The sequence below is a fragment of the Serratia sp. NCCP-200 genome (assembly GCF_059697885.1).
The window spans coordinates 356,242-382,756 of record NZ_BAAKUJ010000003.1; the positions used below are offsets into that span (position 1 = coordinate 356,242).

Consider the following 26,515-nt stretch of genomic DNA (forward strand, 5'->3'; position numbering starts at 1 on the left):
GGAGCCCCATGGCGCATTTGCCGGACAAAGATAAATTGGTGCGTAATTTTTCCCGCTGCCTGAACTGGGAAGAGAAGTACCTGTATGTGATCGAACTAGGTAGCCAGTTGCCACCGCTGGATGAACGTGAGCGGCAGGCGGCCAACCTGATTTCCGGTTGTCAAAGCCAGGTCTGGATCGTGATGAGCAACAACGCGCAAGGGCAGGTTGAGTTTCATGGCGATAGCGATGCTGCTATCGTCAAGGGGCTGCTGGCGGTGGTGTTTATTGTTTATCATGAGCTTACGCCGCAGCAAATCCTCGATCTGGATATACGCCCATTCTTCAGCGAACTGGCCTTGAGCCAACATCTGACGCCTTCTCGTTCTCAAGGTTTGGAGGCGATGATCCGCGCTATTCGCAGTAAAGCAGCCCAGCTCGCCTGACAGGATATCCCAAGGCTTATTGATGGCACGCTATGTCAATGAGCCTTTACAATTCCTGCCAAATCCCACCTTTTTTCCATAAATCATAAATATTTCAGCCGCTTACCCATTGACGAGTCATTGACAATTCCTGCGTTTGATTACGTTATAACATGTTGATTTTTTGCAATTTATTGCCTTTAAATCGGATCTTGCTAATATCGAACGAGCATTTATCTTATTTACCTGCTGGCCAGTGACCGCTAGCCTTGCAATGAACCGTAATAACTATAGGGATCAGAATGAAACGTGCGTTGACTCTAATGGGCGTGCTATTCGCCACCGTACTGACCGGCACCCAGGCCGCCAGTGCGAACGAATACCCATTGCCGCCGCCAGGCAGCCGTCTGATTGGTGAGAATACGATTTACAACGTGCCAAACGATGGCCGTTCGCTGGAAGCCATTGCGGCTGACTACAAGATTGGGCTATTGGGCATGCTGGAAGCCAACCCGGGTACCGATCCCTATTTGCCTAAACCGGGGTCGGCGCTGACGATCCCGACACAGATGCTGCTGCCGGATACCCCACGTGAAGGAATTGTGGTCAATCTGGCGGAACTGCGCTTGTACTATTACCCGAAAGGGGAAGATAAGGTGATCGTCTACCCGATCGGTATTGGCCAGACCGGTATGAATACGCCGCTGAAGGTGACCTCGGTCAGCCAGAAGATCCCGAATCCAACCTGGACGCCCACTGCCAACATCCGCAAGCGCTACCAGTCACAGGGCGTGACTTTGCCTGCGGTAATACCGGCCGGGCCTGAGAATCCGATGGGGCTGTTTGCCATGCGTCTGGCCATGGGGCACGGTGAATACCTGATCCACGGTACCAATGCCAACTTTGGTATCGGGATGCGTGTGAGCTCAGGCTGTATCCGCCTGCGCCCGGACGATATCGAAGCGCTGTTCAACCAGGTGCCACAAGGCACCAGAGTGCAAATCGTCAATGAACCGCTGAAAGTCTCCGTTGAGCCAGACGGCAAACGCTATGTAGAAGTGCATCAGCCATTGTCCAGAGTGGCCAGTGACGATCCGCAGACCATGCCAATCGCGCTTTCTAAAAATCAGAAAGCCTTTGCTGCCGATCCACAGACCGATAAGGCAATGCTCGACAGCGCCATCGTAAGGCGTTCTGGCATGCCAGTGCTGGTCAGTGTAGGGCAAGACCCTTCCGAGGTCACTACACCGCCTACAGCACTCCCTGGTGAGGGGGCTGATACCTCTGGTGAGACTGGTGCACCGATTAGCTCGGTGAACTAAACCCTGATGGGCGAAAGTAATGGGGGCCGGCATTGAGCCTGGCCCTTTTTTTTGTGCCTAAGGTATTGGATGGGGTGATGTACAGGGATTATTTATAGGCAAAAAAAAACGGTGCACAATGTGCACCGTTTTCAATAACCGAAGCAAACTTACTTTTTGTAAGCGTGTGCTTGGTTGTCCAGACGCTGGTTAGCGCGCGCTGCGTCGTCTTTAGCTGCTTGAACGTCAGAACGGATTGCGTTCACGTCGTTGCTCAGCTGATCAACTTTAGCGTTCAGAGTCTGAACGTCAGAAGACAGTTGATCGATTTTAGCGTTGCTTGAGCAACCAGCCAGCATAGTAGAAGCCAGGATTACCGCGCCCAGTACCAGTTTAGTACGATTCATTATAACACCCTCTAGATTGAGTTAATCTCCATGTAGCGTTACAAGTATTACACAAACTTTTTTCGAAAGAGAATAAATTTTTTGTATTAGGGCCCTTTATTTTGATCGTTCGCTCAAACTTGCATCTTCTTTTGCAAAATAGTTAAAAAATCGAAGGAAAACAGCCTGATTCTATGGGACAACTCTCAAATGAAATTGGCGAAATAAACCGCTTTAATGGTTGCGTTTTTCTGAAAGTGCGTTATTGCAGATAAAAAAAACGCCGCTTAGCGGCGTTTGGGTCACAGACTTGTTGTCACGTTTATTATTACAGCACGTGAACCGAGGCAGTATTGGTAGTGCCGCTTGGTACCAGAGCACCAGAAACCATCACCACGACGTCGCCTTTCTGTGCCAGGCCGCTCGCCAAAGCAACTTCTTTACCAATGCGGTAGAAGTCGTCGGTAGAAGCGATTTCTTTGACCATCTGAGTGGTGATACCTTTGCTCAGGATCAGCTGACGGGCAGTGACTTCGTTGGTCGTCAGCGCCAGGATCACGGCGTTAGGGAAGTATTTACGCACGGATTTGGCTGATTTGCCGCCGCTGGTAGCAACCACGATCAGTGGCGCGTCCAGTTTTTCGGCAGTTTCTACCGCACCGCGGCACACCGCTTCGGTGATACGCAGTTTACGGTTGTCGTTCAGGGTGTCGATACGGCTAGGCATCACGCGATCGGTACGTTCGCAGATGGTTGCCATGATGGTAACGGCTTCCAGCGGGTATTTACCCTTGGCGCTTTCACCAGACAGCATCACCGCATCGGTACCGTCCAGGATGGCGTTGGCAACGTCACCGGCTTCTGCACGGGTAGGGCGCGGGTTCTTGATCATTGAATCAAGCATCTGGGTCGCGGTGATAACCACTTTGCGTGCGCGGTTACACTTCTCGATCATCATCTTCTGCGCGAAGATCACTTCTTCAACCGGGATTTCAACACCCAGATCGCCACGAGCTACCATGATGCCGTCAGACGCTTCGAGGATCTCGTCGAAGTTGTTCAGGCCTTCCTGGTTTTCGATCTTGGAGATGATCTGAATGTTTTCGCCGCCGTGGGCTTTCAGGTGCTCACGGATTTCCAGCACGTCGGAACGCTTACGGATAAAGGAAGCCGCAACGAAATCTACGCCTTGCTCACAACCGAAGATCAGGTCACGTTTGTCTTTTTCGGCCAGCGCTGGCAGCTGAATGGATACGCCCGGCAGGTTAACGCCTTTGTTTTCGCCCAGATCGCCGCTGTTCAGTACTTTACAGATCACTTCGCTTTCGGTAACCGCAGTCACTTCCATACCGATCAGGCCATCATCCACCAGTACGGTGTTGCCAATCTTCAGGTCGGCAGCAAAGCCAGGGTAGGTCACCGCAACGCGCTCTTTGTTGCCGATAACGCTCTGGTCAGTAGTGAAGGTGAAGGTCTGGCCAGCAACCAGGGTTGCATCAACGCCGCCTTCCAGCTTCATGGTACGGATTTCCGGGCCTTTGGTATCGAGCAGGATACCGGCGTTTTTACCGGTTTTGGCAATTACCGCACGCATGTTCTTGATGCGGTTACCGTGTTCTTCATAATCGCCGTGGGAGAAGTTAAGGCGCATTACGTTCATGCCCGCGTTCAGCAGGCTGGTCAGCATTTCTTCCGACTCGGTTTTCGGGCCGATAGTACAAACAATTTTGGTCTTTTTCATGACGATTTTTTCTGCAAGTTGTGATGGATTATAAAACTAACGGTACCAGCGGCTAGGCCATCGGTAAGGGATTTGGGTTGTGCCTGGCAATGCAAAACATAGTTAAGGATAGGTGACCTTGGTCGAAATGGGGTGGAAAAATTCGGCCGATGCCCAGGTGCGGGTAGGCTGCGCAAAAAGCGAGGATGAGAATTTTTTGTAATTGCGTTTTCGCAGATCAAGGGCTGAAACCATTCAACTGAAAGACGTTGCGCATTATAAGGCTATGCGGCTGGAAACAAAACAAAAAACCGCAGTCGTTGGCAGTTTTGTACATAAAGTCAGCAAATGTGGCGCAAATAAGCCGCCTGCCTACGGGTTTGTTGCGCAATTAGCATTACTGTAACGGATTATGTTTTCGAAAAAAATAAAGTGACTGTGTTCACGTTTTCAAACATTTTGCTGGATTTCCAGCAGGACTCCGTCATCCAGACAGAAACAGCCAAAAACGGTAGCGGCAGGGATCGCCAACGTTTCCTGGGCCATCAGAGTATGCACGTCACTGCCGACGGTGAATTCAAAGATCCCAGAAAGGACGCGGATGTGTTGGGGGTAGGGACGTTTTTGCAGTTGGTCAAAGGTGCCTGCGGCAAACTTGACTTCCCAGGCGGTGCTCCCATCGCTCATTAGCCCTTGGCGGCGGGCGAGGCCATTGTCGAGTTGTTCGAACGGCAGCTGTGATTTAAAAACCGACATCAAAAATACCTCCATCAGGATACTGCGCTGATGATACGCGACGGGCTGACGCTCTGTCCGGTATTACTGTTAAATTGGGTTGCCGTTAGGCGAGAGATAATACTGGGAAGCGAAACAAGAAGTGGTGCGTCCGAATGGACTCGAACCATCGACCCCCACCATGTCAAGGTGGTGCTCTAACCAACTGAGCTACGGACGCACTGTGCTACTTTCAGGAATTTGGTGCGTCTGAATGGACTCGAACCATCGACCCCCACCATGTCAAGGTGGTGCTCTAACCAACTGAGCTACAGACGCATCTTTTTCCTCTCTGTCATGGCTGACAGCGGGGACGAATATTAACGAGCAACCTGGCCGCTGGCAAGGGGAAAAACGCAATTTTATTTGGTATTTCACGCGATTGCTGAGCTTATGTGCAGTAAGGCGGTTTTTTCTGCAATGGCTGGCGAGGAACTCGCCGGTTTGCCTGGGACAAACCGGCGAACGCTATTAACGGGTGGAACGCTGCAAAATCAACGCCGGGGGTTGGCGCTGTAACCAACGCATCCGCAATACCATCATGATGGCGGCGAAGGTCAGGCCGATAATAAAGCCGAACCAGAATCCGCTTGGCCCCATCGCCGGCACGATGTAGTCCGTCAGCGCCAGCAGATAGCCGCTTGGCAATCCGAGAACCCAATAGGCCACAAAGGTGATGTAGAAGATCGCCCGGGTATCTTTATAGCCCCGCAGAATACCGCTACCGATCACCTGGATGGAATCGGATATCTGGTAAATCGCCGCCAGCAGCATCAGATGGGAGGCCATGGTCACGACCGCAGGGTTATCGTTATACAGCAGGGCGATAGACTCGCGGAACGCGGCGGTGAACAACGCCGAGCAACTGGCCATGGCGATGCCGACGGCAATTGCCGCATAGGCGGCAATCCGAGCGCCCTCTACCGAGCCTTCGCCCAGACGATGCCCAACGCGAATGGTGGCCCCAACGCCGAGCGACAGTGGCAGTACAAACATCAGTGAGCTGAAGTTCAGGGCAATCTGGTGTCCGGCAACCGCAACGATGCCGAGCGGTGAAACCAATAATGCCACCACGGCAAACAGCGTCACCTCAAAGAACAAGGCCAGGGCAACCGGCAGACCGATGCCGATCAGGCGTTTTAACGCCTGCCAGTCAGGGCCACGGCGTGCGCCTTCCTCCAGCTTGATATCCCGCAGCGAGGATGCACGTTTGGCATACCAGCGCATCATCAGGAACATCATCCAATACACGCTGGCGGTGGCGACACCACAACCGACGCCGCCCATTTCCGGCATGCCAAACTTGCCGAAAATCATTATGTAGTTGATCGGGATGTTGATCAGCAGACCCAAAAAACCGATTACCATGCCGGGCTTGGTTTTGGATAAGCCTTCACACTGGCCACGGACGACCTGGAAGAACAAATAGCCGGGAGCTCCCCACATAATGGCATGCAGGAAACCAACGGCCTTTTCAGCCAGCAGCGGATCGATGTTGTGCATCATGTCGATCACCAACTGGCTGTTATAAATCACGGCGATAATGAGGAGTGAAACCCCCGATGCCAGCCAAAAGCCCTGGCGCACCTGATACGCGATACGATCGCGGCGGCCCGCGCCGTTGAGCTGGGCGATCACCGGGGTCAAGGCCAGCAGTAAACCGTGGCCGAACAGAATGGTCGGCAGCCAGATAGAGGTCCCGACGGCAACGGCGGCCATATCCGTGGCGCTATAAGAGCCAGCCATGATGGTATCGACCACGCCCATTGCGGTTTGGGATATTTGCGCGATGATGACCGGAATTGCGAGGGCCAATAAACTACGCGCCTCAATAAAGTACTTCTGCACGTATACACCTTTCTAATTATTTATGGGAAGGGGTGTCGCTGCATCAGCAACAACTAAAAACTGCGGAATATGCCGAAAAGATTGTACCTGCTAGTCGGGGTTAAGCAAAGGTTGTAAAGAAATAGTTATACTCGTCGTCTTTCAAGCTGTAGCTTGAAATCCAAGAGTCTCTATTCGTCGCCTTGAAACTACAGCGCAGTTAGCTGAGGACGCTAATCCCAGGATATAAACTAGGCAAGCACTGCTTTTTTGCCGCTGTGCGTTTGGTTTTCTGCCGTAACTGGGGCAAACTGCTTACAGCGCGTTGAACATAGTCATAAAGAAGAGGCCAACATGTTTACCGGTATCGTACAAGGCACCGCCCCGCTGGTTGCCATTGATGAAAAACCCAACTTCCGTACCCACGTTGTTGAAATGCCTGATGAGCTGTTACCAGGGCTGGAGTTGGGGGCCTCGGTAGCCCACAACGGCTGCTGTCTGACCGTCACGGAGATCGCAGGCAATCGCGTCAGCTTTGATTTGATCAAAGAGACTCTGCGGTTGACCAATCTTGGCGATCTTAAACTGGGTGATGTGGTCAATCTGGAAAGAGCCGCCAAGTTTAACGATGAAATCGGCGGACACCTGATGTCCGGGCATATTATCTGTACGGCGGAAGTCACCAAGATTTATACCTCGGAAAATAATCGCCAGATCTGGCTGCGTATGCCGAATATCGATTTGATGAAATATGTGCTGCATAAGGGTTTCATCGGCATCGATGGCATCAGCCTGACCATAGGCGAGGTGGTCAATAACCGTTTCTGTGTGCATTTGATCCCGGAAACCCTTGAGCGCACCACGCTGGGTAAAAAGCGCCTGGGCGATAAGGTCAATATCGAAATCGATCCGCAAACTCAAGCGGTGGTGGATACCGTCGAGCGTGTGCTAGCTAATCGTGAGGCTGCGTTAGCTGTCACCAAGCCGTCTGTACCCAAAGTCTGATAACCCTGCACCAATAACCACACATAGGAGCCAAACGTGAAGTTTTACGGGAAAACGATGATGCTAGCGGCGCTGTTGGCGTTGACCGCCTGTTCAAGCTCCCCAGAACAGGCGAACTCACAGTCTGCCGAGGCTGAAGATGATACCTGTGGTGCATCGCAGTATCAGAATTATGTGGGTAAACCGCTGTCTGCGTTGGACGGGGTCAATATTCCCCAGCAGGTACGAACTATTCCTTATAACTCTATGGTAACCATGGACTTCAATCTAAAGCGCTTGAACTTCCTGGGTGACAGTGAAGACAAAATCATTCGCGTTTATTGCGGTTAATAACCCTTTACCCCAACCCTGTGGGTTGGGGTAAAGGATTTTAGCGGGGAACTCGCAGACCGCCTTCGACGCCTTTAGGGCTGAATACCACCTGCCAAAGTTGAATATCGCGAGCGCGGAACGCTCCTGCGCAGGCATTAAGGTAATAACTGAACATCCTTTCAAAACGTTCGGAATAGCGCGATGCCAGCTGTGGCCAGCTCTGTTTGAAACGTTCATACCAGGCCATCAGGGTGCGATCGTAATCTGCGCCGATATTATGCCAATCTTCCATGACGAAACGGCCTTCGCTGGCCTCGGCAATATGTTTCACCGACGGCAGGCAACCGTTGGGGAAGATATATTTATTGATCCACGGATCAACGTTCATATCGGTCTCGTTGGAACCAATGGTATGCAACAGGAAAATGCCATCGGGTTTTAAATTACGTTCCACCACCTCGAAATAGGTTCGGTAGTTTTTCGGCCCAACGTGTTCGAACATGCCGACCGAGACGATGCGGTCAAACTGCTGGTAGAGGTCGCGGTAATCCTGCAGCAGAATTTCCACGTCCAGCCCGGCACAGCGCTCTTGCGCCATTTTCTGCTGTTCGGCGGAGATGGTGACGCCCACCATGGAAACGCCGTAGTGCTTGGCCGCATAAGCAGACAGACCGCCCCAGCCACAGCCGATATCCAATACCCGCATACCGGGCTGCAGGTGCAGTTTTTCGCAAATCAACCGTAGCTTGGCCTCTTGTGCCTCTTCCAACGTCGTGGCCTGTTGCCAATAGCCGCAGGAATATTGCATATAGGGATCCAGCATCTGGGTAAACAAATCGTTACCCAGGTCGTAATGCTCTTTGCCAACAATCCAGGCACGTTTTGGGGATTGCAGATTGGTCAGGCGGGCGGCGGCAATACGCAAGATATCCTTCAGGTGGTGGGGCAGTTTCTTTTCCAGGCCAGCTGCGACAACCCGCTGAAAAAATATGTCCAGCCGTTCGCACTCCCACCAACCGTCCATATAGCTTTCGCCCAGCCCCAGAGAGCCGTCTTGCAGTACGCGTTTAAAGAAATTGGGATTATTGATCTGAATATCGAAAGGGCGTGAACCATTGATTTCAATGCCGGCCATGCTAAGCATTTCATGAGCGATACGATACCAATGGTTGTCCTGGATGCTCAGATCTTCTATACACGATGAACTCATAGCTTCTCCATCACCTTCTTCTGACTTATGATCCTGCAGAATTTAGCGTAGACAATTTCTACAGGGACATACGTATACCTACGGTAAAAATTCACCGTGGTGTCTGAAATTCGACTTGAACAGAGGAAATTTAAGAGACTCCCTGCGTCAAAGGACGCGGGTAAATGCAACCTTAAATAAAGTGTGATGCCATCCACGTACGCAGCAGTTGCTGCAATAAGAACTTAGTATAACTGTTATTCTAAAAGGTCGTTTTTGAGTATAGGCTTGCCGAGGCGTAGACTCAACTGCAAATCGCGCTCGGCAAGAATTTTCATTAAGTGACTATTTACAGAGATAATTATGACACGGAGTCGGCATGCTCCTGCTGTGTCACCTGCGTTTCATCCGTTCCTTTCCCACGCTGGATCAGATATCCCAAGGCCGCCAAAAATACGGTAGCCACCATTACGGTAGCCGTGGCTAACAGCGGTTGGGCGATAAATGCCGAAACCAACAGGCTGGCGATAAAACATAATCCCAACTGCAGCGTGTTTTGCAGCGCAGCAGCTTTGCCACTGTTGTTGGGGAAGGGCATCAACGCATTGGCTACTAAAATAGGATAGCTGGCACCGTTTACTAACGCCATAAAGCAGAACGGGATCAGCAGAGTGGTCAACGTTGGTTCACTTAGCGTGGCAATCAGATACAACGCCACCATGCTGACACCGTAAGCTAACAGTAACCACGGCAGCAAGGTTTTGCCAGAGATGCGATTTAAGGCGCTACGGCAGCTATAACCCCCTAATAAGAAGGCCAGCGTTTGCGGCACATAGCTCAGGCCAATATCGTTGGGGCTATACCCCATATCGCCGAGGATAAAGGGTGAACCCGTCAGCCAGGCGAAGAAGCCAGCAGAACAGGCAGCAAAAACCATCACGTTGCCGCTGAACACCGGGGATTTCAAGATCTGCATAAAGCCAAGGCTGGGCTTTTTATCGGCGGAAGGTACCAGTCTGCTACGATCTTTCAGCAGCAAGGTGGGGATCAGCAGCAGGGCGGTGATCCCCAACAGCACGGCGAAGATGGCCCGCCATCCCATATGGTTGAGCAACCAGGCACCCAGCAGTGGGGCCAGCGCCGGAGAGAGGGCGACCAGCGGCATAATGGAGGCGAAAACACGGTTGGCTTTGCCATCGCGGTAGCGATCGACCACGATCGCCTGCCAGGTGACGGCGGCGGAACAGACGCCAATGGCTTGAATAAAGCGCAGTGACCATAGTTGCGCCACGTTCTCGACCCAAAGCATACCGAGACAGCCGACGGCGAACAGCGCTAGGCCAATCAATAACACGGGCTTACGGCCAATACGGTCGGACAGCGGCCCCCACAGCAACTGGGCAAAGGCAAAGCCTGCTAGGAAGATACTCAGGCTGGCGCTGATTGCCCCAGCGGAGATTTGCAGATCCTGCTGCATTGCCCCAAAGGCGGGCAGGTACATATCGGTAGCCAGATAGCCCAACATACTCAGGCCGGCCAGGTAGAACATAAATCCAAAATTTCGCATTGCTATTTCTCGTTAAAATTATGTTGTCGCAGGTTTTGAAGCGCCGGCAAGTGTATACGGCTGGATCTCTGCTTGTGAAACGGTAATATTTGCAAGGTGCTGTTAAAAAATTTGAAGGCAAACATATGTGGTCTGAATATTCACTCGATGTGGTAGATGCGGTAGCGCGGACCGGCAGTTTCAGCGCGGCGGCACAGGAGCTGCACCGCGTTCCTTCTGCTGTGAGCTATACGGTGCGCCAACTGGAGCAATGGTTGGCGGTGCCGCTGTTTGAACGCCGTCACCGCGATGTGGAACTCACGCCGGCGGGGGCGCTGTTTATTAAGGAGGCGCGAGTTGTTATCAAAAAAATGCTCGATACCCGACGACAGTGTCAGCAGGTGGCCAACGGTTGGCGCGGGCAACTGCGGATTGCGGTCGATCTGATCGTCAAACCCCAGCGCAGCCGCCAGCTGGTGCTGGATTTTTATCGCCATTTCCCCGACGTAGAACTGATGGTGCAGCCGGAAGTATTCAACGGCGTGTGGGATGCGCTGGTCGATGGCCGCGCTGAGATGGCCATTGGTGCAACGCGTGCGGTGCCGGTGGGCGGCGGTTTTGCCTTTCGCGATATGGGCTTTATGAATTGGCTCTGTGTAGTACATGCTAAACATCCGCTCGCCGCCTTGCAAGGAAAGCTGCGCGACGAACAGCTACGGCCTTATCCCTCGTTGCTGTTGGAAGATACTTCGCGCAATTTACCCAAGCGGGTGACCTGGTCGCTGGATAACCAGCGGCGATTGACCGTGCCGGACTGGGTTTCTGCGGTAGATTGTTTGCGTGCCGGGCTGTGTGTGGGCATGGTACCCGCGCATCGGGTATTGCCGTTGGTACAAAGTGGTGAATTGGTAGTGTTGCCACTGCATGAGCCTTTCCCGCCCAGTGCCTGCTGCCTGACCTGGCAGCAAAACGCCCAGTCTCCGGCCATGGCCTGGCTGTTGGACTATCTGGGCGACAGCGAAACGCTCAATCAGGAATGGCTCAGTGAAGAGGAGCCGGGTGGTTAATCGGGCGCAGTATTGCAGCGCCCCAACAGGAGTTAACGGCGGTAATCGACAAAAGGACCATCGGCGACTGAGCGGCGCTCGATCAGTTTTGGATGTACTTCAATCACCTGCGATTCTTCACGCTTGCTGATAATGCGATCCAACAGCATGGTAAAGGCCATCTCGCCCAGGCGCTCTTTCGGCTGGTGAATGGTGGTCAGCGCCGGGGTGAAGTAGCGGGCATTACGCACGTTGTCGTAGCCAATCACCGAGATATCCTGCGGTACACGCAACCCCAGCTCATCGGCGGCGCAGATCGCCCCCATGGCCATAATATCGCCGCCACAGAAAACGGCGGTTGGACGATGCTTTTGCGACAGGATCTGATGCATGGCTTTGTAGCCAGATTCAGGCTCGAAATCCCCCTGCACGATCCATTCTTCGCGCACTTCGATGTTGGCTTCCTTCATGGCTTTCAGAAAGCCCTGGTGGCGACCTCCACCGGTATTACGCGCCAGTTGACCAGGAATGGCACCGATGTCACGGTGGCCACGTTCGATCAGGTAGCGGCCTGCCAGGTAACCGCCCTCGAAGGCATTGTCGATAATGGTATCGGTGAAGTCTCCGCGCGCGGTACCCCAATCCATCACCACCATGGGAATATTACGGTAATCTTCCAGCATGCCCAGTAGCTGATCTGGATATTCTGAGCACATCACCAGCAAGCCATCGACGCGTTTTTGCGCCAGCATTGCCAGATAGGCTTGCTGTTTATCCAGATTATTGTGCGAGTTACACAAGATCAGGGTATAGCCTTTGCTGTAGCAGCTGTTTTCCACAGCTTCGATCACTTCGGCAAAATAGGGGGCCTCGCTCGAGGTGGCGAGCAAACCGATCGATTTCGTGTGGTTGACCTTGAGGCTGCGGGCCACCGCGCTAGGTGAATAGTGCAGCTCTTTGATGGCGGCCCAAACGGCCGTTTTGGTATCTTCGGCGACGAAACGCGTTTTATTGATAACGTGCGAAACGGTAGTGGTAGAAACGCCAGCGCGTTTGGCCACATCTTTAATCGTTGCCATGTAAAAAATGACTCCTAAACCCACATGTTACAGCATGTAAGTATGATGTTAATCGTTTGCCTGCGTAGATCCTTCCCCAGATAAGCGAAAACTGAGTTTTTAGTGCTGAAGTCGTAAATCGCTTGAACAGGGAGGGGCAGTTTATCGGTACGCAGTTGTGAACTGCGGATTTTGTCGCATATTGAAGAAAAGTGGAAGAGCTAATCGGTAATTATCAGCGGGGAAAGCATAACAAGATTTTAATCACGAACTGTGGGAAAATGATTTGACGTATAAACTGTGTGGCTTATGCTCTGGAAAAGCCAATCTGAGAGGGAGTTGTATATGGATACCAATTTGAAGATGTCATTACTCACCACCGTGGGTGCTTTGGCAATGATTATTGCGTTCAGTTTTATTGCCGCATTGAACTGATCCGTAGCAGAAAAACAAAGGCGCAGCTTCATGCCGCGCCTTATTAGCTAGTCACCCGCCGTTAAGCCAGGTTTTCTGCCACGAACGCCCAGTTAACCAACGCCCAGAAGTTTTCCAGGTACTTTGGCCGCGCATTGCGGTAGTCGATATAGTAAGCATGCTCCCACACGTCAACGGTCAATAACGGAACGTCTGCGCCGGTCAGCGGGGTTGCCGCATTTGAGGTGCTGACGATCGCCAGACTACCGTCCGCTTTTTTCACCAGCCAGGTCCAGCCCGCGCCGAAGTTTTTCACGGCGGCATCGGTGAACTGCTCTTTAAAGGCGGCGAAGGAGCCGAATGACTTATTGATGGCCTCTGCCACTGCGCCCGTTGGCTCGCCACCACCTTGCGGTGATAAGCAGTGCCAATAGAAGGTGTGGTTCCAGACCTGAGCGGCGTTGTTGAACACGCCGCCGGTGGAGGTCTTGACGATCTCGACCAGGGATTTGCCTTCGAACTCGCTGCCTTTCACCAGATTGTTCAGGTTAACCACGTAGGTGTTATGGTGCTTGCCATAGTGGTATTCCAGCGTTTCTGCGGAAATGTGCGGTTCGAGAGCGTTTTTCTCATATGGTAATGCAGGTAATTCAAACGACATTGCTTTCTCCTTTTATAGACAATACGCCTCTCCGACGCTGCAGGCCTAAGGGGCCGAGGGCGGAAAAACGCAATTGCACCACTTTTGTTATGGTTATTAATCTTAACAACTTTCGGAGGGAAAAGAACATCCAAAGTGTGCCAAGTGACTGATTGTTTAAAGTTGCAGCGGGTGATAGAGAGCACGGCCGAGCAGTTGGCTCAGCCGTGAAAGGTTAACGGATGGTGGTAGGGGTCACTACGCGGCGGGCACCAATGTAATGGTTTTGCCAATAGTCGTTATCCAACTGACTGATGCGAATTTCTTCACCGGTGCGCGGTGACTGGATGAACTTACCGTTACCAAGATAGACGCCAACGTGATCGGCGGTGCCACGGTTGTTGATGCGAAAGAACACCAGATCGCCTTTCTCCAGCTCATTACGCTTGATCGGCGCTGCATCACGCAGGTGGTACATTTCGTTGGCGGTACGCGGCATTTTGATTTTCACCACGTCTTTGTACGCGTAATAAATCAGGCCGCTGCAGTCAAAGCCTGTACCAGGTGAAGACCCACCCCAGCGGTAGGGTTTGCCCATTTGCCCCATCAGCTTGGCCATAGCTGTTTGCTTGGCGTGCTGGTAGCGTTTTTTGTGAGCGGCGGAAAGTTTCAACGGCTTTTCGCGGCCAGCCAATTTTGCCGTAGCTTTACCTTCTTCACGATGGCGACCATAACCTTTTTTATAGCCTTTTTTAGGCGGAGTTACTTTTAGCTTGGCTGTTTTGGTTGCTTGGCTTTTGGTTTTAACGCGGGTGGTTTTTTTTGCGGTCTTTAAGGTTGCTGGTTTGGTTTTTAGCGTTTTCGGAGGGGTGGCTGCCTTCACTTTTTTATTGGCTTTCACCGCTTTCTTTTTCTTGCGGTCGTCAGGCCGGGCTTCATTAACGTGACTCTTGCGCTGCTCGGCAGAAACACGTGCCTGTGGCGCAGCGTGCGCCAAATTGAAGAAGAGCTGCGTAAATAGCAGCACAAAAAGTGTAATAATTAACCGCATATCGACGTTACCAACCTTGGCTCCGAAACAGAAATCGAATGAGTCACAGTATTCCCGAAATTCACCCTATAAAACAGCGTGGATCTCATAAATACTAATCCATATTGTGAGAAAACGTTAATGGCATTTTTATTGTTGCAAAATCAAACGTCTGCCGTCTAAAAAAGCGACACAGATCATGTGGTTGGCTTAATGCTCGCCAGCATTGGGCAGCGCAAATATAATAGTGAAACGTCCCGATTAAAAATGTTATTCTGAGGCCATGTTTTAACCGGTTCTGTGTGACCGCCGCTTTTGCTGAGGCAATCAGAGAATGTCCCTGCAAAAGATGGCGTTTTCTTGGCACCGGTCCTGCCGCTACAATACCAGTGTGATGCATGTTGTAGCCATGATGTGGCTTGAGGAAGCAATAATGACGACGATTGAAAAAATTCAGCAGCAAATTTCTGCCAACCCGATCCTGCTGTATATGAAAGGCTCACCGAAATTGCCAAGCTGCGGTTTCTCTGCTCAGGCCGTGCAGGCGCTTTCAGCCTGTGGCGAACGTTTTGCCTATGTTGATATTCTGCAAAACCCGGACATCCGCGCCGAGCTGCCAAAGTACGCCAACTGGCCAACCTTCCCGCAGCTGTGGGTCGATGGTGAACTGGTTGGCGGCTGCGATATCATCATCGAGATGTACCAGCGTGGTGAACTGCAGCCGTTGATCAAAGAAACGGCCGAAAAGTATAAAGATCAGGAAGACCAGCAGCCTTAATGGCGCAGGGTTTTACCCAATAAAATCGGGCGGCACCTTTAACAGTGCCGCCCGATTTTTTATGTCTGTCAGTTTGCCTGTAAGCTATTGCGATTCAACGTTGGCAATCGGCCAGCCACCGAGACGTTTCCAGCGGTTGACCAGTTCACAGAACAGCTGGGCGGTTTGCTGGGTATCATACAGGGCTGAGTGTGCCTGGCTGCTATCAAACGGCATACCGGCGGCGATACAGGCTTTGGCCAGCACCGTCTGTCCTAATACCAGCCCACTAAGCGCAGCGGTATCAAAGGTGGCAAACGGGTGGAACGGGTTGCGTTTCAGGCTGGCGCGCTCGGCGGCGGCCATCAGGAAACTGTGATCAAAGTTGGCATTATGCGCCACGATGATCGCCCGGTTACAGCCCTGATCCTTAATGCCTTTACGCACGGCTTTGAAAATCGCATGCAGCGCATCATATTCACTCACTGCACCACGCAGTGGGTTATGTGGGTCGATACCGTTGAAGGCCAGCGCTTCTGGTTGCAGGTTCGCCCCTTCAAACGGCTCTACATGAAAATGCAGCGTTTCATCTTGCTGCAACCAACCATTTTCATCCATTTTCAGCGTGACGGCGGCAATCTCTAGCAGCGCATCGGTCTGAGCATGAAACCCGGCGGTTTCCACATCAATAACAACGGGATAAAACCCACGGAAACGGCCACTCAGGGCGTTAAGATCACTTTTTTCGGCCATCAGTTTCTTATCTTTAGCGAATTCAGCGCGCATTATGACAAATTTCTTGTCTTGGTGCAGCGGAGATAGAAAGCAGGGCGCATGGCGCGCCCTGGAGAAACCTCAGTTACCGAGGCCGTGACCTGCATGCTTGTTCTCGATCAGTTCGATCTTGTAGCCGTCTGGATCTTCGACGAAGGCAATCACGGTGGTACCGCCCTTGACTGGGCCAGCTTCGCGGGTGACTTTGCCACCGGCCTGACGGATGGTGTCGCAGGTGGCTGCTACATCATCGACGCCCAGTGCCAGATGACCAAAGGCGGAGCCCATGTCGTAGCTGTCGACGCCCCAGTTATAGGTCAGTTCGATGACCGAGCCTTCGCTTTCATCGCTATAACCCACGAAGGCCAGCGAGTATTTGTACTCGGTGTTTTCGCTGGTACGCAGTAAGCGCATGCCTAATACCTTGGTATAGAAGTCGATGGAGCGTTGCAGATCGCCGACACGGAGCATGGTATGGAGTAAGCGCATAATTTCCTCTGATTGGATATGCCGCGGCTGACGGCAGGTGACTTGAACAGCGTCAGACAGTATAGCCTTGTCGCATAAGGCAATTCAACGCGTGCGGTTGGTGATAGAGTAGGTTACGTTGTCACAAACAAAAATAGCTGCGGATAATAGTGCAGCAGGCGGGAGCCATACAGAACGCCGACACGCCGTGGATCCATCCATGGAGGCTCGTATCGCGCGTCGATGCGCTCAACGGTCGGCTAACCTGTATGACCCCACATGTCAGAGGCTTAGTGTGTTGCGGTATTTAGCGCCCCTGTTTAGCTGAGCGTTACAGTGTCGGGTAATCGGTATAACCCTCGGCACCGCCGCCGTAGAAGAAATCCGCACGCTGCTCGTTGAGTGGAGCCTGCTGTTTAAAGCGTTCCACCAGGTCTGGGTTGGCAATATAGCTGCGGCCAAAGGCGACGGCATCAATAAAGCCTTGGGCGATCAGCTCTTCCGCTTTCTCAGCCGTATAGGCACCCGCGCCAATAATCACGCCTTGGAAGTGCGCTCTTACTGCATCGCGGAACGCGGTGGAGTAAGGCTTGCCACCGGCCCAATCCGGCTCGGAAATATGCAGGTAGGCGATACCGCGCTTGTTCAGCTCTTCGATCAGATACAGCGCCGCTTCCTCCTGATCTTCGCCGTTGTCCAGGCCATTGAACGGGCCCAACGGTGAGATACGGATACCAACGCGATCGGCACCGATTTCAGCAATGCTGGCATCGACCACTTCCAGCGTCAGACGGGTACGGTTTTCAATGCTGCCACCGTATTGGTCAGTACGTTGGTTGGACGCCGGAGACATAAATTGGTGCAGTAGGTAACCGTGCGCGGCGTGCAGTTCAATATAGTCAAATCCGGCTTCACGCGAGTTGGCAGCAGCCTGGCGGAAATCGTTGACGATCCCCGGGATTTCGTTGGTTTCCAAGGCGCGTGGGGTAGAAGTTGGCACACGCACCCAGGCACCGGTTTCATCACGTACCGTGGTGCGGGTTTCGGCATTGATCGCTGAAGGCGCGACGGGAGCCTGCTGGCCCGGCTGCAAGCTTGAGTGGGAGATGCGGCCTACGTGCCAAAGTTGCACAGCGATATGCCCCTGTTTGTCATGTACCGCCTGGGTGATTTTTTTCCACGCGGCGATTTGTTCTGGGGTATGTAGACCGGGAGCTCCGGCATACCCTTTCGCCTGGAAAGAAATCTGGGTGGCTTCGGTGATCAGCAGGCCAGCGCTGGCACGTTGAGCATAATATTCCGCCATCAACGGCGTAGGGATGTCACCTGGCTCGATGCTGCGCAGGCGAGTCAGCGGGGCCATGAACACACGGTTGGGTAAGGTGGTGTGGCCAACTTTGAGCGGAGAGAACAACTTTTCAATCTTCATAGTACATCCTATAGTATTAGACCAGTCGACTAGTAATGATAAACAATATCGCTACAATGTCTTTCGGGTAAAAAAGGGAGTTTATGGCTGCGCTGGGCGCAACAGCAATTCGATACTTTCCAGCGCACAGGTCAGTGGGGCGACCGAGTGGCGGATTTTAGCCCGCAACGATGCGCCCAACCACAGCGAATACAGCGTTTCCGCCGTGGCCGCTGGGCTCATGGTGACAGCCAGTGAGCCTTCACGGATGCCGCGTTCGATCGCGTCTTGCAGATGACCGATTACGCGGCTGGTGCCAGCTTCCAACGCATGGCGCATAGGCTCAGAAAGATCGCTGACCTCTGCGGAGAGTTTCACTGCCAGGCAAGCGTTATGGCACTCACTACGGCAGTGGAAGCTGATGGCCTGGGCGTAATAACTTAATAACTGATTACGCGCGTCGCTGCGGCTGTCGGCAAACAGAGCCTGCATTTGAGCGTCGTAATGGGCAAAATAGCGTTGCAACATCGCTTCGCCGAAGGCTTCCTTCGAGCGAAAATAGTGATAGAACGACCCCTTGGGCACGCCAGCGGTAGCGAGCAACTCACTGAGGCCCATGCCGGTAAAACCAAGGCGCAGGCTGAGCGTTTCGCCGGTAGCGAGCAGATGTTCTCGGGTATCCCCGTTGCAATTCGTCTGTTTTGTCATAATGAAAATGAGAATAATAGACCGATTGGTCTAGGTCAAGTCGTAGATAAAAAAAAAACGGGAAAAAATCCCCGGTTCTGACGGTAAAAACGTCGACTAACTTACATTCTATCGAGTTGCTGCACAAGACCTCATGCCGGTGCGCAGCATGCTGCGTCAGTCTAGCTGCGGCAGCGCTGCAGAATATCCAGGTCGGGCTGATATTGCCGTGTCTGCACGTTTAACATGCCCAACAGGGTGTGGAACAGATTATCCTGTGAAACCTTGTCGTTATCCGCCAAGGATTGCAGGCATTGGCGATTAATGCCGAAATTGCGTTCATAATCGGCCGACATCCACATCAGGAAAGGCACGTGGGTCTGCTGAGAAGGCGCGAACATATAAGGCGTACCGTGCAGGTACATGCCATTCTCCCCGAGCGATTCACCGTGATCGGAAAGATAGACCATCGCCGTATTGAATTTGCCGCTGTATTGCTGCAACAGCTTGATGGTGCTGTCCAGCATGGCGTCGGTGTACAGTAGCGAATTGTCGTAGGTATTCATCAGTTGCTCGTGGGTACAGTCCTGGATCTGGTTGCTGTCACAGGTGGGTGAGAACTGACGTAATTCGGGCGTACTGCGGCGGTAGTAGGCCGGGCCGTGGCTTCCCATCTGATGCAGTACGATCACACCGTTCCCTTTCAGGCCGTTGATATAATCGTCCAGTTTATGCAGCAGCACATTATCCATGCAGACATCGCCGTCGCAATACTGCGAAAGCTTCAGCTTGGTCATGTCGATATGTGGAATGCGATCGCAGGCCCCCTTACAACCGCCGTCATTTTCGCGCCACAGCAGGTTCACTCCGGCATGAGCCATCACGTCCAGCATGCCTTCCTGGTGTGCGGCCAAGGTGGCGTCGTAGTCGCCGCGTGGCATGTTGGAGAACATACAGGGCACGGAGATAGCCGTTTCGGTACCGCAGGAACTGGCATTTTTGAAATAAACCACATTGTCCTGCTTCAAGCGGGGATTGGTCTCCCGTGAGTAACCACCTAGCGAAAAATTCTCTGCCCGCGCGGTTTCGCCGACCACCAGTATGACCAGGGTCTTCTTGGTCTGGCTGCTAATCACCGGGCCTAAATGAGCATCTTCACCAATCTTGACCAGCGGCAGATTTTGGTGGAAATAGCGGTGTTGAGCGTACTTGATGGTGCCAGACACAAAATTGCTTGGGGTGAGCATTTTCACCACGCTTTTATTGTTGCGGATGAGCGAGGCGTAATCTTTGTAGAATAACGCTGCAACCAACAGGATCACCACCACGGAAAGCATCACATTGGCCGCGCGCAGGCCAATCATGTACCACCAAGGGCGGGTTTTATTGATGCGCACAAAGCACACGAAAACGGCAGGCAAAATGCCCAGCAACAGTAGCCATAGCCCCATACGAGGGGTGAGCAATGCCGTCGCTTCCTGCGGGTTGGTCTCGAAGGCGTTCTGCATCATATTGCCATCAATCACCACGCCGTAGCTGAACATAAAATAGTTGGCCGCCGCGCTGCCGAGCAGTAACAGAATAACCAGGGGTTTACGCAGGAACGGAATGGTTAATACGCTGAAGATAATATTCAGGGCACAGAAAATAACCACTGGCATAGTCGCCGCAAAAATGACGCTATGTACGCTATCAAAGGTGATATATGACCAGGCCTGGTGAATAAATAGCAGGTTCTGGAAAACCGTGAAGAAAAGGGCACAAGCCAGGATAAAACCCAAGCTGTTGCATTGTAATGATTGACGTAAGCGCATTGCCAAATCTGGATCCTGCCATGAGGTAATGCGCCGAAATTTACCAGATGAAACTTAAGATAACCTTAGACGAAGCAGCGGCTGCAACGATGCAGCCGCTTAATATTCTCTACCCGGCCGATTAATAGGCAGCGGTAAACTGTGCCTTGATGAACTGCGGTTTTTCAACCTCATCGATGATGGCAACCGCGAGGTCTTCTACCGAAATATTGGCCGGCGCGTCACCCTTCATCAACAATTGTGTCGTGCCCAAACGGAACTGGCCGGTACGCTTGCCGGGTTCCAGCAACGCGGCAGGGGAAAGGTAGGTCCAATCCAACTGGGTTTCTGTTTTCAACGCATTACGTAAATCCCGTACCGCCAGGGCCCCTGGACGAATATTTTCCGGGAACTGCGGGGTATCAACCAGCTCAACTCCCGGAGCGACTTCCAGGCTACCGGCACCGCCAACATACAGCAGGCGTTTAACCGCGGATTGTTTTACCGCCGCCAGGATTTGTTGGGCACCTTTAGCGGTTTTCTCATACAGATCCGCTTCCGCCCAACCTGGGTTATAGGCGCTGATCACGACATCATGGCCAGCTAACTGTTGTGCCAACCACGGGCCGTCGGCCACGTCACCCAGGGCGACGGTGAGATTGGCATTATCCGGCAGATCTTTTTTCTGACGGGCGATGGCGGTCACTTGCAGGCCGCGGGCCAAAGCTTCATCGACTACGCGGCGGCCAACAAAACCGGTTGCTCCAATAATGGCGACTTTCATGAGGTCTCTCCTGTGAAATATTTTTTAGCGGGTTGCCGTACCACTCAGTGGCGGCGCAGTAGAAATACTATAAGCCTTAACAATGCGGCTGATTAGTGCCATATTTATGCTTTCTTGATTAAGTAAAACTTCATAATCATGGATAAACTGAATCGAATGGCGGTATTCGCCACCGTGGTGGCCGAGGGATCTTTTGTTGCGGCGGCCCGTCGGCTAGAGATGACGCCCTCTGCGGTCAGCCAGCATATGCGGTCGTTAGAAAAGTCGCTGGGGGTGCCGTTATTGCACCGCTCGACTCGCCGCTTGGCACTGACCGATGCGGGGGAAGCCTTTTATCCCGGTTGCGAAGCCATGTTGCAGGAAGCACAGCGCGCGGAGCAGCGGCTGGCGGAACTGCGGGATACGCTGGTGGGCGAACTACGTATTGCCACCACCGTCGGGATCGGTAGCGGCCCCTTGGCAGAGGCTCTGGCTCCCTTGCTGCTGGCGCACCCAAAGCTGACGCTGCGTATTCTGGCAGACGACCAGGTGGTGGATATGATCGAGCAGCGGGTAGATATCTCACTGCGCGTAAATCTACAACTGGCAGATACCAACCTCATCGCTCACTCGCTGACTGCCTGGCCCATGGTGCTCTGCGCCGCGCCGCGTTATCTTAGCCAGCATGGCGTACCGGAAACGCCCCAGGAGCTGGTGCAACACCGCTGGATCACCGGTAGCGGTCACGGGCTGCATCTCGATTTACATCACCATGCGGGCGAAACATTCAAACTACGCCTGGCGGCGGGGCAGGTTGTCAGCGGTAGTATGAACGTGATCCGGGCCTTTACCCGCAATGGTCTGGGGATTTCCGGCCAACCGCTGTATGAAATTGGTGATGAACTGCGCCGGGGGGAATTAATCGCCCTGTTGCCGCAGTGGCGGCCAGCGCCATATCGGCTGCATGCGTTGACTCTGGAGCGGGTTCTGCCGGAGAAAACGCGCCAGGCGTTGCACTATTTGCGAGAATATTTTCGCCGTCATGGGGAAAAGCCACTTGCCAATGGCCCCGATGACGTCTTCAATTAGCATGACAACGCAGGAGGACGTGTGGCGCAGCAACTCGAGTTCTTTGACATCCCAAGCCCGTGCCGTGGCATTTGCCAGGCCGATGAGCGCGGCTATTGTCGTGGTTGCCTGCGCAGCCGCGAGGAGCGCTTTGGCTGGATGCAAATGAACGATGTCCAGAAAAAGGACGTTCTGCGCCTGTGTCGCCAGCGTTACCTGCGCTCACTGCGTACCGGCAAGCAGCCGGAAGAGATCCCGCCAGAGCAGCCCTCACTGTTTTAACTTTAATGCTGATTTTCTCGATCTGCCGCACGTAAAGGCCACTTTTGCGTTTCCTGCGGCTTGGGTGCTTGTGTATGCTGGCGTTAACTATTGTCATGAGGTTTAACAATGCTGAATCGTATTAAGCTGGCACCCCTTGGGCCAGAGTTCTCACGCATGATTTGCGGCTACTGGCGTTTGATGGAGTGGGGCATGTCACCGCAGCAGTTGCTGACGTTTATCAAGCAACACGTTGAGCTGGGGGTGACCACGGCGGACCACGCGGATATATATGGTGGCTATGCCTGCGAGCAGGCCTTTGGCGAGGCTATCAAGTTACAGCCCTCAGTGCGCCAGGGGATGGAGCTGGTGTCGAAGTGCGGCATCGCGACCACCGCCAAGCCGGGTAACCCTATCGGGCATTACATCACCGATCGCGAGCATATCGTGCATAGCGCAGAGCAGTCATTATCGCACCTGCATACGGACTACCTGGATTTATTGTTGATCCATCGCCCCGATCCGTTGATGGAGGCCGATGAGGTAGCAGAAGCCTTTGTGGCGCTGCATAAAAGCGGCAAGGTGCGCCATTTCGGTGTTTCGAACTTTACGCCAGCACAGTTTTCCTTATTGCAGTCGCGTCTGCCGTTCTCGCTGGTGACTAACCAGGTCGAAATTTCCCCGATCTATCAGCCTGCGATCCTCGACGGCACCTTGGATCAATGCCAGCAGTTGCGTATCAAACCGATGGCCTGGTCTTGTCTGGGTGGCGGGCGGTTGTTCAGCGATGCTGAGTTCCAGCCGTTACGCGATGAACTGCAAACGGTGGCGCAAGAGATTGGTGCCGAAACCATTGAGCAGGTGGTGTATGCCTGGGTGATGCGTCTGCCTTCGGCACCGCTGCCAATCATCGGCTCCGGCAAGATCGAACGCGTACGTTCGGCCCTGAAGGCGCAAGAGCTAACCTTGAGCCGCCAGCAGTGGTTCCGCATTCGTAAAGCGGCACTGGGTTACGACGTACCTTAAGTTGAGCTGGTAAGGCTGGCATCGTGCCAGCCTTTGCCGCTACTTCACTTGCACCCCTTGGCTAAATATTATCAGTAAGCTTGCAGCCCAAAACATTAAGAATGCCAGTATCTTTATGTTAATGACACTTGCCGACGCAGGGGGGCAGAAAACCAAGGAATACGGGAGCAAGGTCACAAAATATTATAACCGGCTCAGTGGCAGCGCTGATTAACGACGGTTTCCCCTGTAGCAAGGTTTAATCGGTATATACTCCCTAAGGACTATAACTATCGCATGGAGATTGAGTGATGAAACGTTATTGGTGTGCGGCATTGGGTTTGATGGCCTGTGGCGTTGCGCAGGCGGCAACGGTTGATGTCGAAATGAATCTGGTGACCGGCCAGGGAATTGGTCAGGACATTGGTAAAATCACAATTAGCGAAACGCCTTACGGCCTGTTGTTCACCCCGCAACTGAAAGCCTTGCCTGCCGGTGTGCACGGTTTTCACGTTCATGAGAAAGGCAGCTGTGAGCCGGGTATGAAAGAGGGCAAGGCGGTAGCCGCACTGGCTGCGGGTGGCCACTTTGATCCTGAGAAAACCGGCAAGCATCTCGGGCCTTATGATGCCAACGGGCATTTAGGCGATTTGCCAGCAATCTATGTCACGGCGGACGGTATGGCTGACACTCAGGTGCTGGCTCCGCGCTTGAAGAAAATCAGCGAAATCGAAGGCAAGGCGCTGATGGTACACGCCGGGGGGGATAACCACTCCGATCAACCCAAACCGCTGGGTGGTGGTGGCGATCGCTTCGCCTGTGGCGTAATCAAATAAATCAGCTGCCCGCGTCAGCCTGGCGTGGGCGCTGTTACCGCCTCCGGTGGAATGATCGCCTGCTGTAACTGCTGCAGTGAGCAGTACAGCCGCCAAATCAAGCCCGCCAAATCACGTGCTGCCTGTTCTGGATGCTGGGCAAGCGCGTTACTCATACGCTGCAATTCCTGCAAGGTGGCGTCCAACGACGCATGCTGCACCCCTTTCTCAGTCATGACTCCCTTCAAACAATGAATACAGACGTCACGTACGGCGGCCAGCGGATCTGATCGGGTTTGCCAATCACGCAGTTGCCAGACCACGTGGCTGCAGTTCAGCAGCACTACTCCCCAACGTAATAGCCAGGTGCGAGCTTCCTGATCCAGGCTTTGATTCAGTTGACTGATGCGGTGATAGATACGCGACTCAAACTGGCTTTCGCTTTGCTGCGGTTTCTTACTCAACTGATCGATAAAATCACGGCGTAATGCGCGAATAATCCGTCGGCTTTTACGTTTGTCAGAACTGGGCCGCAGGATTTGGAACGCCAATCCGGCCAACAGCACGCCGGCAATCTTGGCGAGACTGTCATTGATATACCCCTGATAATCGTAGCTCGGCGGGTTGGTCACGGCGAGAAACGATCCCATAAACACGATCAATTGACCCCAGAGTGGGGCATAGGGTGGATTTTGCAGTTTCATCATCTGCATCGTGACCAGGGTCGGGAACAGGAAGGCGCAAAACACCCAGAAGTCGTCGATCTGGATCATCAGGCCAAACTTCATCACAAAGCAGAAGGCAAACAGCAGGGAAACGGCCTTCAGTAAGGTGGTGATGGATTTGATCGGCGAAGGGGTAGAGGAATAGAGCACGCAACTGATGGCGATCAGCGTCAGCGCAGAGCTACCGGCGTCCCACTGGGTGGTTATCCAATAAGCGCAACCGATCAGGATACACAAGAAGGTGCGTAGCCCATTGTAAGCAGCCTCAACGCTGTCGGTATGGCGCGCTAGTGAGGTAACCCGCGGTGGTTCGATATCGCTGACCTGGGTAGCGCTTTCCAGCCGTTGCAACCAACGGGTACAGCGCAGATAGAGCCAGCAAAAGTGGCGCAGGCGCAGGAAGAAGGCCCGATGGCGATAATCTGCCGGATCCTTAGGGGCGATGGTGACCAGAATATGCGCCAGCCGATATTTATCCGTGGTGGGATCGCGTAATTCATTCAACAGCTGCTCTAACACCGCCGCCAGATTCTCCGGACGGTCTGGCCAGTTTAACAACATGCGGCGCAGGCTGGAGATGACGCTGGTGATGCGCAATTGCTGGTGCAGCATGTAGTTGAGGATATTGTTTTGCCGACGCAGACGGTAATGGCTCCAGAAGGCCTGAATACGCAGCAGGTTCATGGTGAGGATCTGGCCGATAACGCCCTCGTGGGAGGTACGCATCCGCAGGCTGATTTCCGGTTGCCACAGCATGGCGGCGTGTTCCAGCAGGCGTAAGTGCATGCGGCGTAGTGATACCAGCAGCGTTGCGCCATCCGAGGTGCTTGGCAGGATCATCATCATCAGGCCGCCGCACAGGATACCGGTGATCACCTCACAGACGCGTGCCTGGGTGATATCAAAAATTTGCTGGGTGTCGGTAATATTAACCGTGCCAAACACGATGATAGCGGCGGTATAGCCAGCCAGAGCAAAGGCGTAGGAGACATTGTTCTGGTAGTGGTTGGAAATGTAGGTACACAGCCCCAACCAACTGGCAATCGACAGGGTGAACAACCAGGGATCGTTCAGACAACCGGCAATCAGCAGTGACGCCATGGCACCAAGCAGGCTGCCAAAAATGCGGCCAATGCTCTTGCTGATCACGCCGCCAACCGTCGGGAAACTGACGACGGCGGCGGAGGTCAGCGCCCAATAGGGTTCATCCAGCTGTAAAACGAAGGCGACCCATAGCGCCAGGCACATTGCCAGGGTGTTGCGTAACGCATAGCGCCACTGCCCTGCGGTGGCTTTACCCCAGGGCGAACGCTTCCATTCAAGAAAGGGTAGGTTCACA

At 53.1% G+C, this 26,515-nt stretch carries 27 protein-coding genes and 2 tRNA genes; 11 read left to right on the top strand and 18 right to left on the bottom strand.

Annotation, left to right across the window (positions count from 1 at the left end; translation table 11 throughout):
* The first annotated feature begins 8 nt into the window (after positions 1-8).
* Both sufE and AC6HVW_RS11805 read left to right on the top strand, forming a co-directional pair.
* Positions 9-425, top strand: a complete 417-nt coding sequence (sufE, locus tag AC6HVW_RS11800) for a cysteine desulfuration protein SufE (RefSeq protein ID WP_071683657.1) — start codon at positions 9-11, stop codon at positions 423-425.
* A gap of 281 nt (positions 426-706) precedes the next feature.
* A complete protein-coding gene (locus AC6HVW_RS11805; RefSeq protein ID WP_071683656.1) occupies positions 707-1,726 on the top strand; it encodes a L,D-transpeptidase family protein in 1,020 nt (339 codons plus the stop codon).
* Positions 1,727-1,875: 149 nt separating this feature from the next.
* Here the strand turns inward: AC6HVW_RS11805 and AC6HVW_RS11810 are convergent, their stop codons facing one another.
* The 6 genes from AC6HVW_RS11810 to AC6HVW_RS11835 all read right to left on the bottom strand — a co-directional run bounded on the left by AC6HVW_RS11810 (position 1,876) and on the right by AC6HVW_RS11835 (position 6,433).
* Positions 1,876-2,112, bottom strand: coding sequence for a major outer membrane lipoprotein (locus AC6HVW_RS11810; RefSeq protein WP_005165631.1), 237 nt, complete (start codon positions 2,110-2,112; stop codon positions 1,876-1,878).
* A 307-nt stretch (positions 2,113-2,419) separates the two neighbouring features.
* Positions 2,420-3,832 carry a pyruvate kinase PykF gene (gene pykF / locus AC6HVW_RS11815; RefSeq protein WP_071683655.1) on the bottom strand — a complete coding sequence of 471 codons (1,413 nt, stop codon included), beginning with the start codon at positions 3,830-3,832 and terminating at the stop codon, positions 2,420-2,422.
* A gap of 429 nt (positions 3,833-4,261) precedes the next feature.
* Positions 4,262-4,567: a cupin domain-containing protein gene (locus AC6HVW_RS11820; protein WP_071683654.1), complete on the bottom strand. Its 306-nt coding sequence runs from the start codon at positions 4,565-4,567 to the stop codon at positions 4,262-4,264.
* A gap of 122 nt (positions 4,568-4,689) precedes the next feature.
* Positions 4,690-4,766 (bottom strand) — tRNA-Val (locus tag AC6HVW_RS11825).
* A 21-nt stretch (positions 4,767-4,787) separates the two neighbouring features.
* Positions 4,788-4,864, bottom strand: a tRNA-Val gene (locus tag AC6HVW_RS11830).
* 192 nt (positions 4,865-5,056) lie between these two features.
* Positions 5,057-6,433, bottom strand: coding sequence for an MATE family efflux transporter (locus tag AC6HVW_RS11835; protein ID WP_071683653.1), 1,377 nt, complete (start codon positions 6,431-6,433; stop codon positions 5,057-5,059).
* A 333-nt stretch (positions 6,434-6,766) separates the two neighbouring features.
* Here AC6HVW_RS11835 and AC6HVW_RS11840 point away from each other — a divergent pair, with 333 nt between their 5' ends.
* Both AC6HVW_RS11840 and AC6HVW_RS11845 read left to right on the top strand, forming a co-directional pair.
* A complete protein-coding gene (locus AC6HVW_RS11840) occupies positions 6,767-7,417 on the top strand; it encodes a riboflavin synthase (protein ID WP_037374801.1) in 651 nt (216 codons plus the stop codon).
* A 36-nt stretch (positions 7,418-7,453) separates the two neighbouring features.
* Entirely contained in the window at positions 7,454-7,747 is a 294-nt protein-coding gene (locus AC6HVW_RS11845) for an I78 family peptidase inhibitor (RefSeq protein ID WP_037374799.1), read from the top strand.
* A gap of 40 nt (positions 7,748-7,787) precedes the next feature.
* Here AC6HVW_RS11845 and cfa read toward each other — a convergent pair whose 3' ends face one another.
* Together cfa and punC are read right to left on the bottom strand one after the other, a co-directional pair.
* The gene (gene cfa / locus AC6HVW_RS11850) at positions 7,788-8,939 is read right to left on the bottom strand and encodes a cyclopropane fatty acyl phospholipid synthase (RefSeq protein ID WP_071683652.1); all 1,152 of its coding nucleotides are present in this window, start codon (positions 8,937-8,939) and stop codon (positions 7,788-7,790) included.
* Positions 8,940-9,279: 340 nt separating this feature from the next.
* Positions 9,280-10,485: a purine nucleoside transporter PunC gene (punC, locus tag AC6HVW_RS11855; protein WP_071683651.1), complete on the bottom strand. Its 1,206-nt coding sequence runs from the start codon at positions 10,483-10,485 to the stop codon at positions 9,280-9,282.
* 125 nt (positions 10,486-10,610) lie between these two features.
* On the opposite strand from punC, the gene punR reads away from it, so the two are divergent.
* Positions 10,611-11,531: a DNA-binding transcriptional activator PunR gene (gene punR, locus AC6HVW_RS11860; RefSeq protein ID WP_071683650.1), complete on the top strand. Its 921-nt coding sequence runs from the start codon at positions 10,611-10,613 to the stop codon at positions 11,529-11,531.
* Positions 11,532-11,563: 32 nt separating this feature from the next.
* Here punR and purR read toward each other — a convergent pair whose 3' ends face one another.
* Positions 11,564-12,589 (bottom strand): HTH-type transcriptional repressor PurR, encoded by a 1,026-nt coding sequence (gene purR / locus AC6HVW_RS11865; protein ID WP_021804552.1) that lies wholly within the window; start codon positions 12,587-12,589, stop codon positions 11,564-11,566.
* Positions 12,590-12,913: 324 nt separating this feature from the next.
* Between purR and cydH the strand changes: the two genes are divergently transcribed.
* Positions 12,914-13,003, top strand: coding sequence for a cytochrome bd-I oxidase subunit CydH (gene cydH / locus AC6HVW_RS11870; RefSeq protein ID WP_158006235.1), 90 nt, complete (start codon positions 12,914-12,916; stop codon positions 13,001-13,003).
* A 61-nt stretch (positions 13,004-13,064) separates the two neighbouring features.
* Here cydH and sodB read toward each other — a convergent pair whose 3' ends face one another.
* Both sodB and AC6HVW_RS11880 read right to left on the bottom strand, forming a co-directional pair.
* Positions 13,065-13,643, bottom strand: coding sequence for a superoxide dismutase [Fe] (sodB, locus tag AC6HVW_RS11875; RefSeq protein ID WP_021178097.1), 579 nt, complete (start codon positions 13,641-13,643; stop codon positions 13,065-13,067).
* 214 nt (positions 13,644-13,857) lie between these two features.
* A complete protein-coding gene (locus tag AC6HVW_RS11880; protein ID WP_071683648.1) occupies positions 13,858-14,673 on the bottom strand; it encodes a C40 family peptidase in 816 nt (271 codons plus the stop codon).
* A 409-nt stretch (positions 14,674-15,082) separates the two neighbouring features.
* On the opposite strand from AC6HVW_RS11880, the gene AC6HVW_RS11885 reads away from it, so the two are divergent.
* Positions 15,083-15,430, top strand: a complete 348-nt coding sequence (locus AC6HVW_RS11885) for a Grx4 family monothiol glutaredoxin (protein ID WP_172413932.1) — start codon at positions 15,083-15,085, stop codon at positions 15,428-15,430.
* Positions 15,431-15,514: 84 nt separating this feature from the next.
* Here AC6HVW_RS11885 and rnt read toward each other — a convergent pair whose 3' ends face one another.
* From rnt to AC6HVW_RS11915, 6 genes are all read right to left on the bottom strand, one after another.
* Positions 15,515-16,195 carry a ribonuclease T gene (gene rnt / locus AC6HVW_RS11890; RefSeq protein ID WP_021178094.1) on the bottom strand — a complete coding sequence of 227 codons (681 nt, stop codon included), beginning with the start codon at positions 16,193-16,195 and terminating at the stop codon, positions 15,515-15,517.
* Between the two features lie 69 nt (positions 16,196-16,264).
* Positions 16,265-16,672 carry a lactoylglutathione lyase gene (gene gloA / locus AC6HVW_RS11895; RefSeq protein ID WP_071683647.1) on the bottom strand — a complete coding sequence of 136 codons (408 nt, stop codon included), beginning with the start codon at positions 16,670-16,672 and terminating at the stop codon, positions 16,265-16,267.
* Between the two features lie 310 nt (positions 16,673-16,982).
* The gene (locus AC6HVW_RS11900) at positions 16,983-18,080 is read right to left on the bottom strand and encodes an alkene reductase (RefSeq protein WP_021178092.1); all 1,098 of its coding nucleotides are present in this window, start codon (positions 18,078-18,080) and stop codon (positions 16,983-16,985) included.
* An 81-nt stretch (positions 18,081-18,161) separates the two neighbouring features.
* Positions 18,162-18,767, bottom strand: a complete 606-nt coding sequence (locus AC6HVW_RS11905) for a TetR/AcrR family transcriptional regulator (RefSeq protein ID WP_037413224.1) — start codon at positions 18,765-18,767, stop codon at positions 18,162-18,164.
* A gap of 161 nt (positions 18,768-18,928) precedes the next feature.
* Positions 18,929-20,560, bottom strand: a complete 1,632-nt coding sequence (gene eptA / locus AC6HVW_RS11910; protein WP_071683646.1) for a phosphoethanolamine transferase EptA — start codon at positions 20,558-20,560, stop codon at positions 18,929-18,931.
* Between the two features lie 121 nt (positions 20,561-20,681).
* A complete protein-coding gene (locus AC6HVW_RS11915; RefSeq protein ID WP_071683645.1) occupies positions 20,682-21,323 on the bottom strand; it encodes an NAD(P)-dependent oxidoreductase in 642 nt (213 codons plus the stop codon).
* A 138-nt stretch (positions 21,324-21,461) separates the two neighbouring features.
* On the opposite strand from AC6HVW_RS11915, the gene AC6HVW_RS11920 reads away from it, so the two are divergent.
* The 4 genes from AC6HVW_RS11920 (at position 21,462) to sodC (ending at position 24,472) form a co-directional block, all read left to right on the top strand.
* Positions 21,462-22,391, top strand: a complete 930-nt coding sequence (locus tag AC6HVW_RS11920) for a LysR substrate-binding domain-containing protein (RefSeq protein WP_473192056.1) — start codon at positions 21,462-21,464, stop codon at positions 22,389-22,391.
* A gap of 21 nt (positions 22,392-22,412) precedes the next feature.
* Positions 22,413-22,652, top strand: a complete 240-nt coding sequence (locus tag AC6HVW_RS11925) for a DUF1289 domain-containing protein (protein ID WP_021804547.1) — start codon at positions 22,413-22,415, stop codon at positions 22,650-22,652.
* A 108-nt stretch (positions 22,653-22,760) separates the two neighbouring features.
* Positions 22,761-23,657: an aldo/keto reductase gene (locus AC6HVW_RS11930; RefSeq protein WP_071683644.1), complete on the top strand. Its 897-nt coding sequence runs from the start codon at positions 22,761-22,763 to the stop codon at positions 23,655-23,657.
* Positions 23,658-23,947: 290 nt separating this feature from the next.
* On the top strand, positions 23,948-24,472 hold the full coding sequence (gene sodC / locus AC6HVW_RS11935; RefSeq protein WP_021804545.1) for a superoxide dismutase family protein: 525 nt from the start codon (positions 23,948-23,950) through the stop codon (positions 24,470-24,472).
* A 14-nt stretch (positions 24,473-24,486) separates the two neighbouring features.
* Here the strand turns inward: sodC and AC6HVW_RS11940 are convergent, their stop codons facing one another.
* The gene (locus AC6HVW_RS11940) at positions 24,487-26,514 is read right to left on the bottom strand and encodes an FUSC family protein (RefSeq protein WP_071683643.1); all 2,028 of its coding nucleotides are present in this window, start codon (positions 26,512-26,514) and stop codon (positions 24,487-24,489) included.
* Between the last annotated feature and the right edge of the window lies 1 nt (position 26,515).

Coding starts and splice junctions, on each gene's coding strand:
- cfa (WP_071683652.1), bottom strand. CDS start 8,939: ATGAGTTCATCGTGTATAGAAGATCTGAGCATCCAGGACAACCATTGG.
- AC6HVW_RS11930 (WP_071683644.1), top strand. CDS start 22,761: ATGCTGAATCGTATTAAGCTGGCACCCCTTGGGCCAGAGTTCTCACGC.
- punR (WP_071683650.1), top strand. CDS start 10,611: ATGTGGTCTGAATATTCACTCGATGTGGTAGATGCGGTAGCGCGGACC.
- pykF (WP_071683655.1), bottom strand. CDS start 3,832: ATGAAAAAGACCAAAATTGTTTGTACTATCGGCCCGAAAACCGAGTCG.
- punC (WP_071683651.1), bottom strand. CDS start 10,485: ATGCGAAATTTTGGATTTATGTTCTACCTGGCCGGCCTGAGTATGTTG.
- purR (WP_021804552.1), bottom strand. CDS start 12,589: ATGGCAACGATTAAAGATGTGGCCAAACGCGCTGGCGTTTCTACCACT.
- AC6HVW_RS11920 (WP_473192056.1), top strand. CDS start 21,462: ATGGATAAACTGAATCGAATGGCGGTATTCGCCACCGTGGTGGCCGAG.
- sodB (WP_021178097.1), bottom strand. CDS start 13,643: ATGTCGTTTGAATTACCTGCATTACCATATGAGAAAAACGCTCTCGAA.
- gloA (WP_071683647.1), bottom strand. CDS start 16,672: ATGCGCTTACTCCATACCATGCTCCGTGTCGGCGATCTGCAACGCTCC.
- rnt (WP_021178094.1), bottom strand. CDS start 16,195: ATGCGCGCTGAATTCGCTAAAGATAAGAAACTGATGGCCGAAAAAAGT.
- AC6HVW_RS11905 (WP_037413224.1), bottom strand. CDS start 18,767: ATGACAAAACAGACGAATTGCAACGGGGATACCCGAGAACATCTGCTC.
- AC6HVW_RS11840 (WP_037374801.1), top strand. CDS start 6,767: ATGTTTACCGGTATCGTACAAGGCACCGCCCCGCTGGTTGCCATTGAT.
- AC6HVW_RS11805 (WP_071683656.1), top strand. CDS start 707: ATGAAACGTGCGTTGACTCTAATGGGCGTGCTATTCGCCACCGTACTG.
- AC6HVW_RS11820 (WP_071683654.1), bottom strand. CDS start 4,567: ATGTCGGTTTTTAAATCACAGCTGCCGTTCGAACAACTCGACAATGGC.
- sufE (WP_071683657.1), top strand. CDS start 9: ATGGCGCATTTGCCGGACAAAGATAAATTGGTGCGTAATTTTTCCCGC.
- AC6HVW_RS11915 (WP_071683645.1), bottom strand. CDS start 21,323: ATGAAAGTCGCCATTATTGGAGCAACCGGTTTTGTTGGCCGCCGCGTA.
- AC6HVW_RS11880 (WP_071683648.1), bottom strand. CDS start 14,673: ATGCGGTTAATTATTACACTTTTTGTGCTGCTATTTACGCAGCTCTTC.
- cydH (WP_158006235.1), top strand. CDS start 12,914: ATGGATACCAATTTGAAGATGTCATTACTCACCACCGTGGGTGCTTTG.
- AC6HVW_RS11810 (WP_005165631.1), bottom strand. CDS start 2,112: ATGAATCGTACTAAACTGGTACTGGGCGCGGTAATCCTGGCTTCTACT.
- sodC (WP_021804545.1), top strand. CDS start 23,948: ATGAAACGTTATTGGTGTGCGGCATTGGGTTTGATGGCCTGTGGCGTT.
- AC6HVW_RS11900 (WP_021178092.1), bottom strand. CDS start 18,080: ATGAAGATTGAAAAGTTGTTCTCTCCGCTCAAAGTTGGCCACACCACC.
- eptA (WP_071683646.1), bottom strand. CDS start 20,560: ATGCGCTTACGTCAATCATTACAATGCAACAGCTTGGGTTTTATCCTG.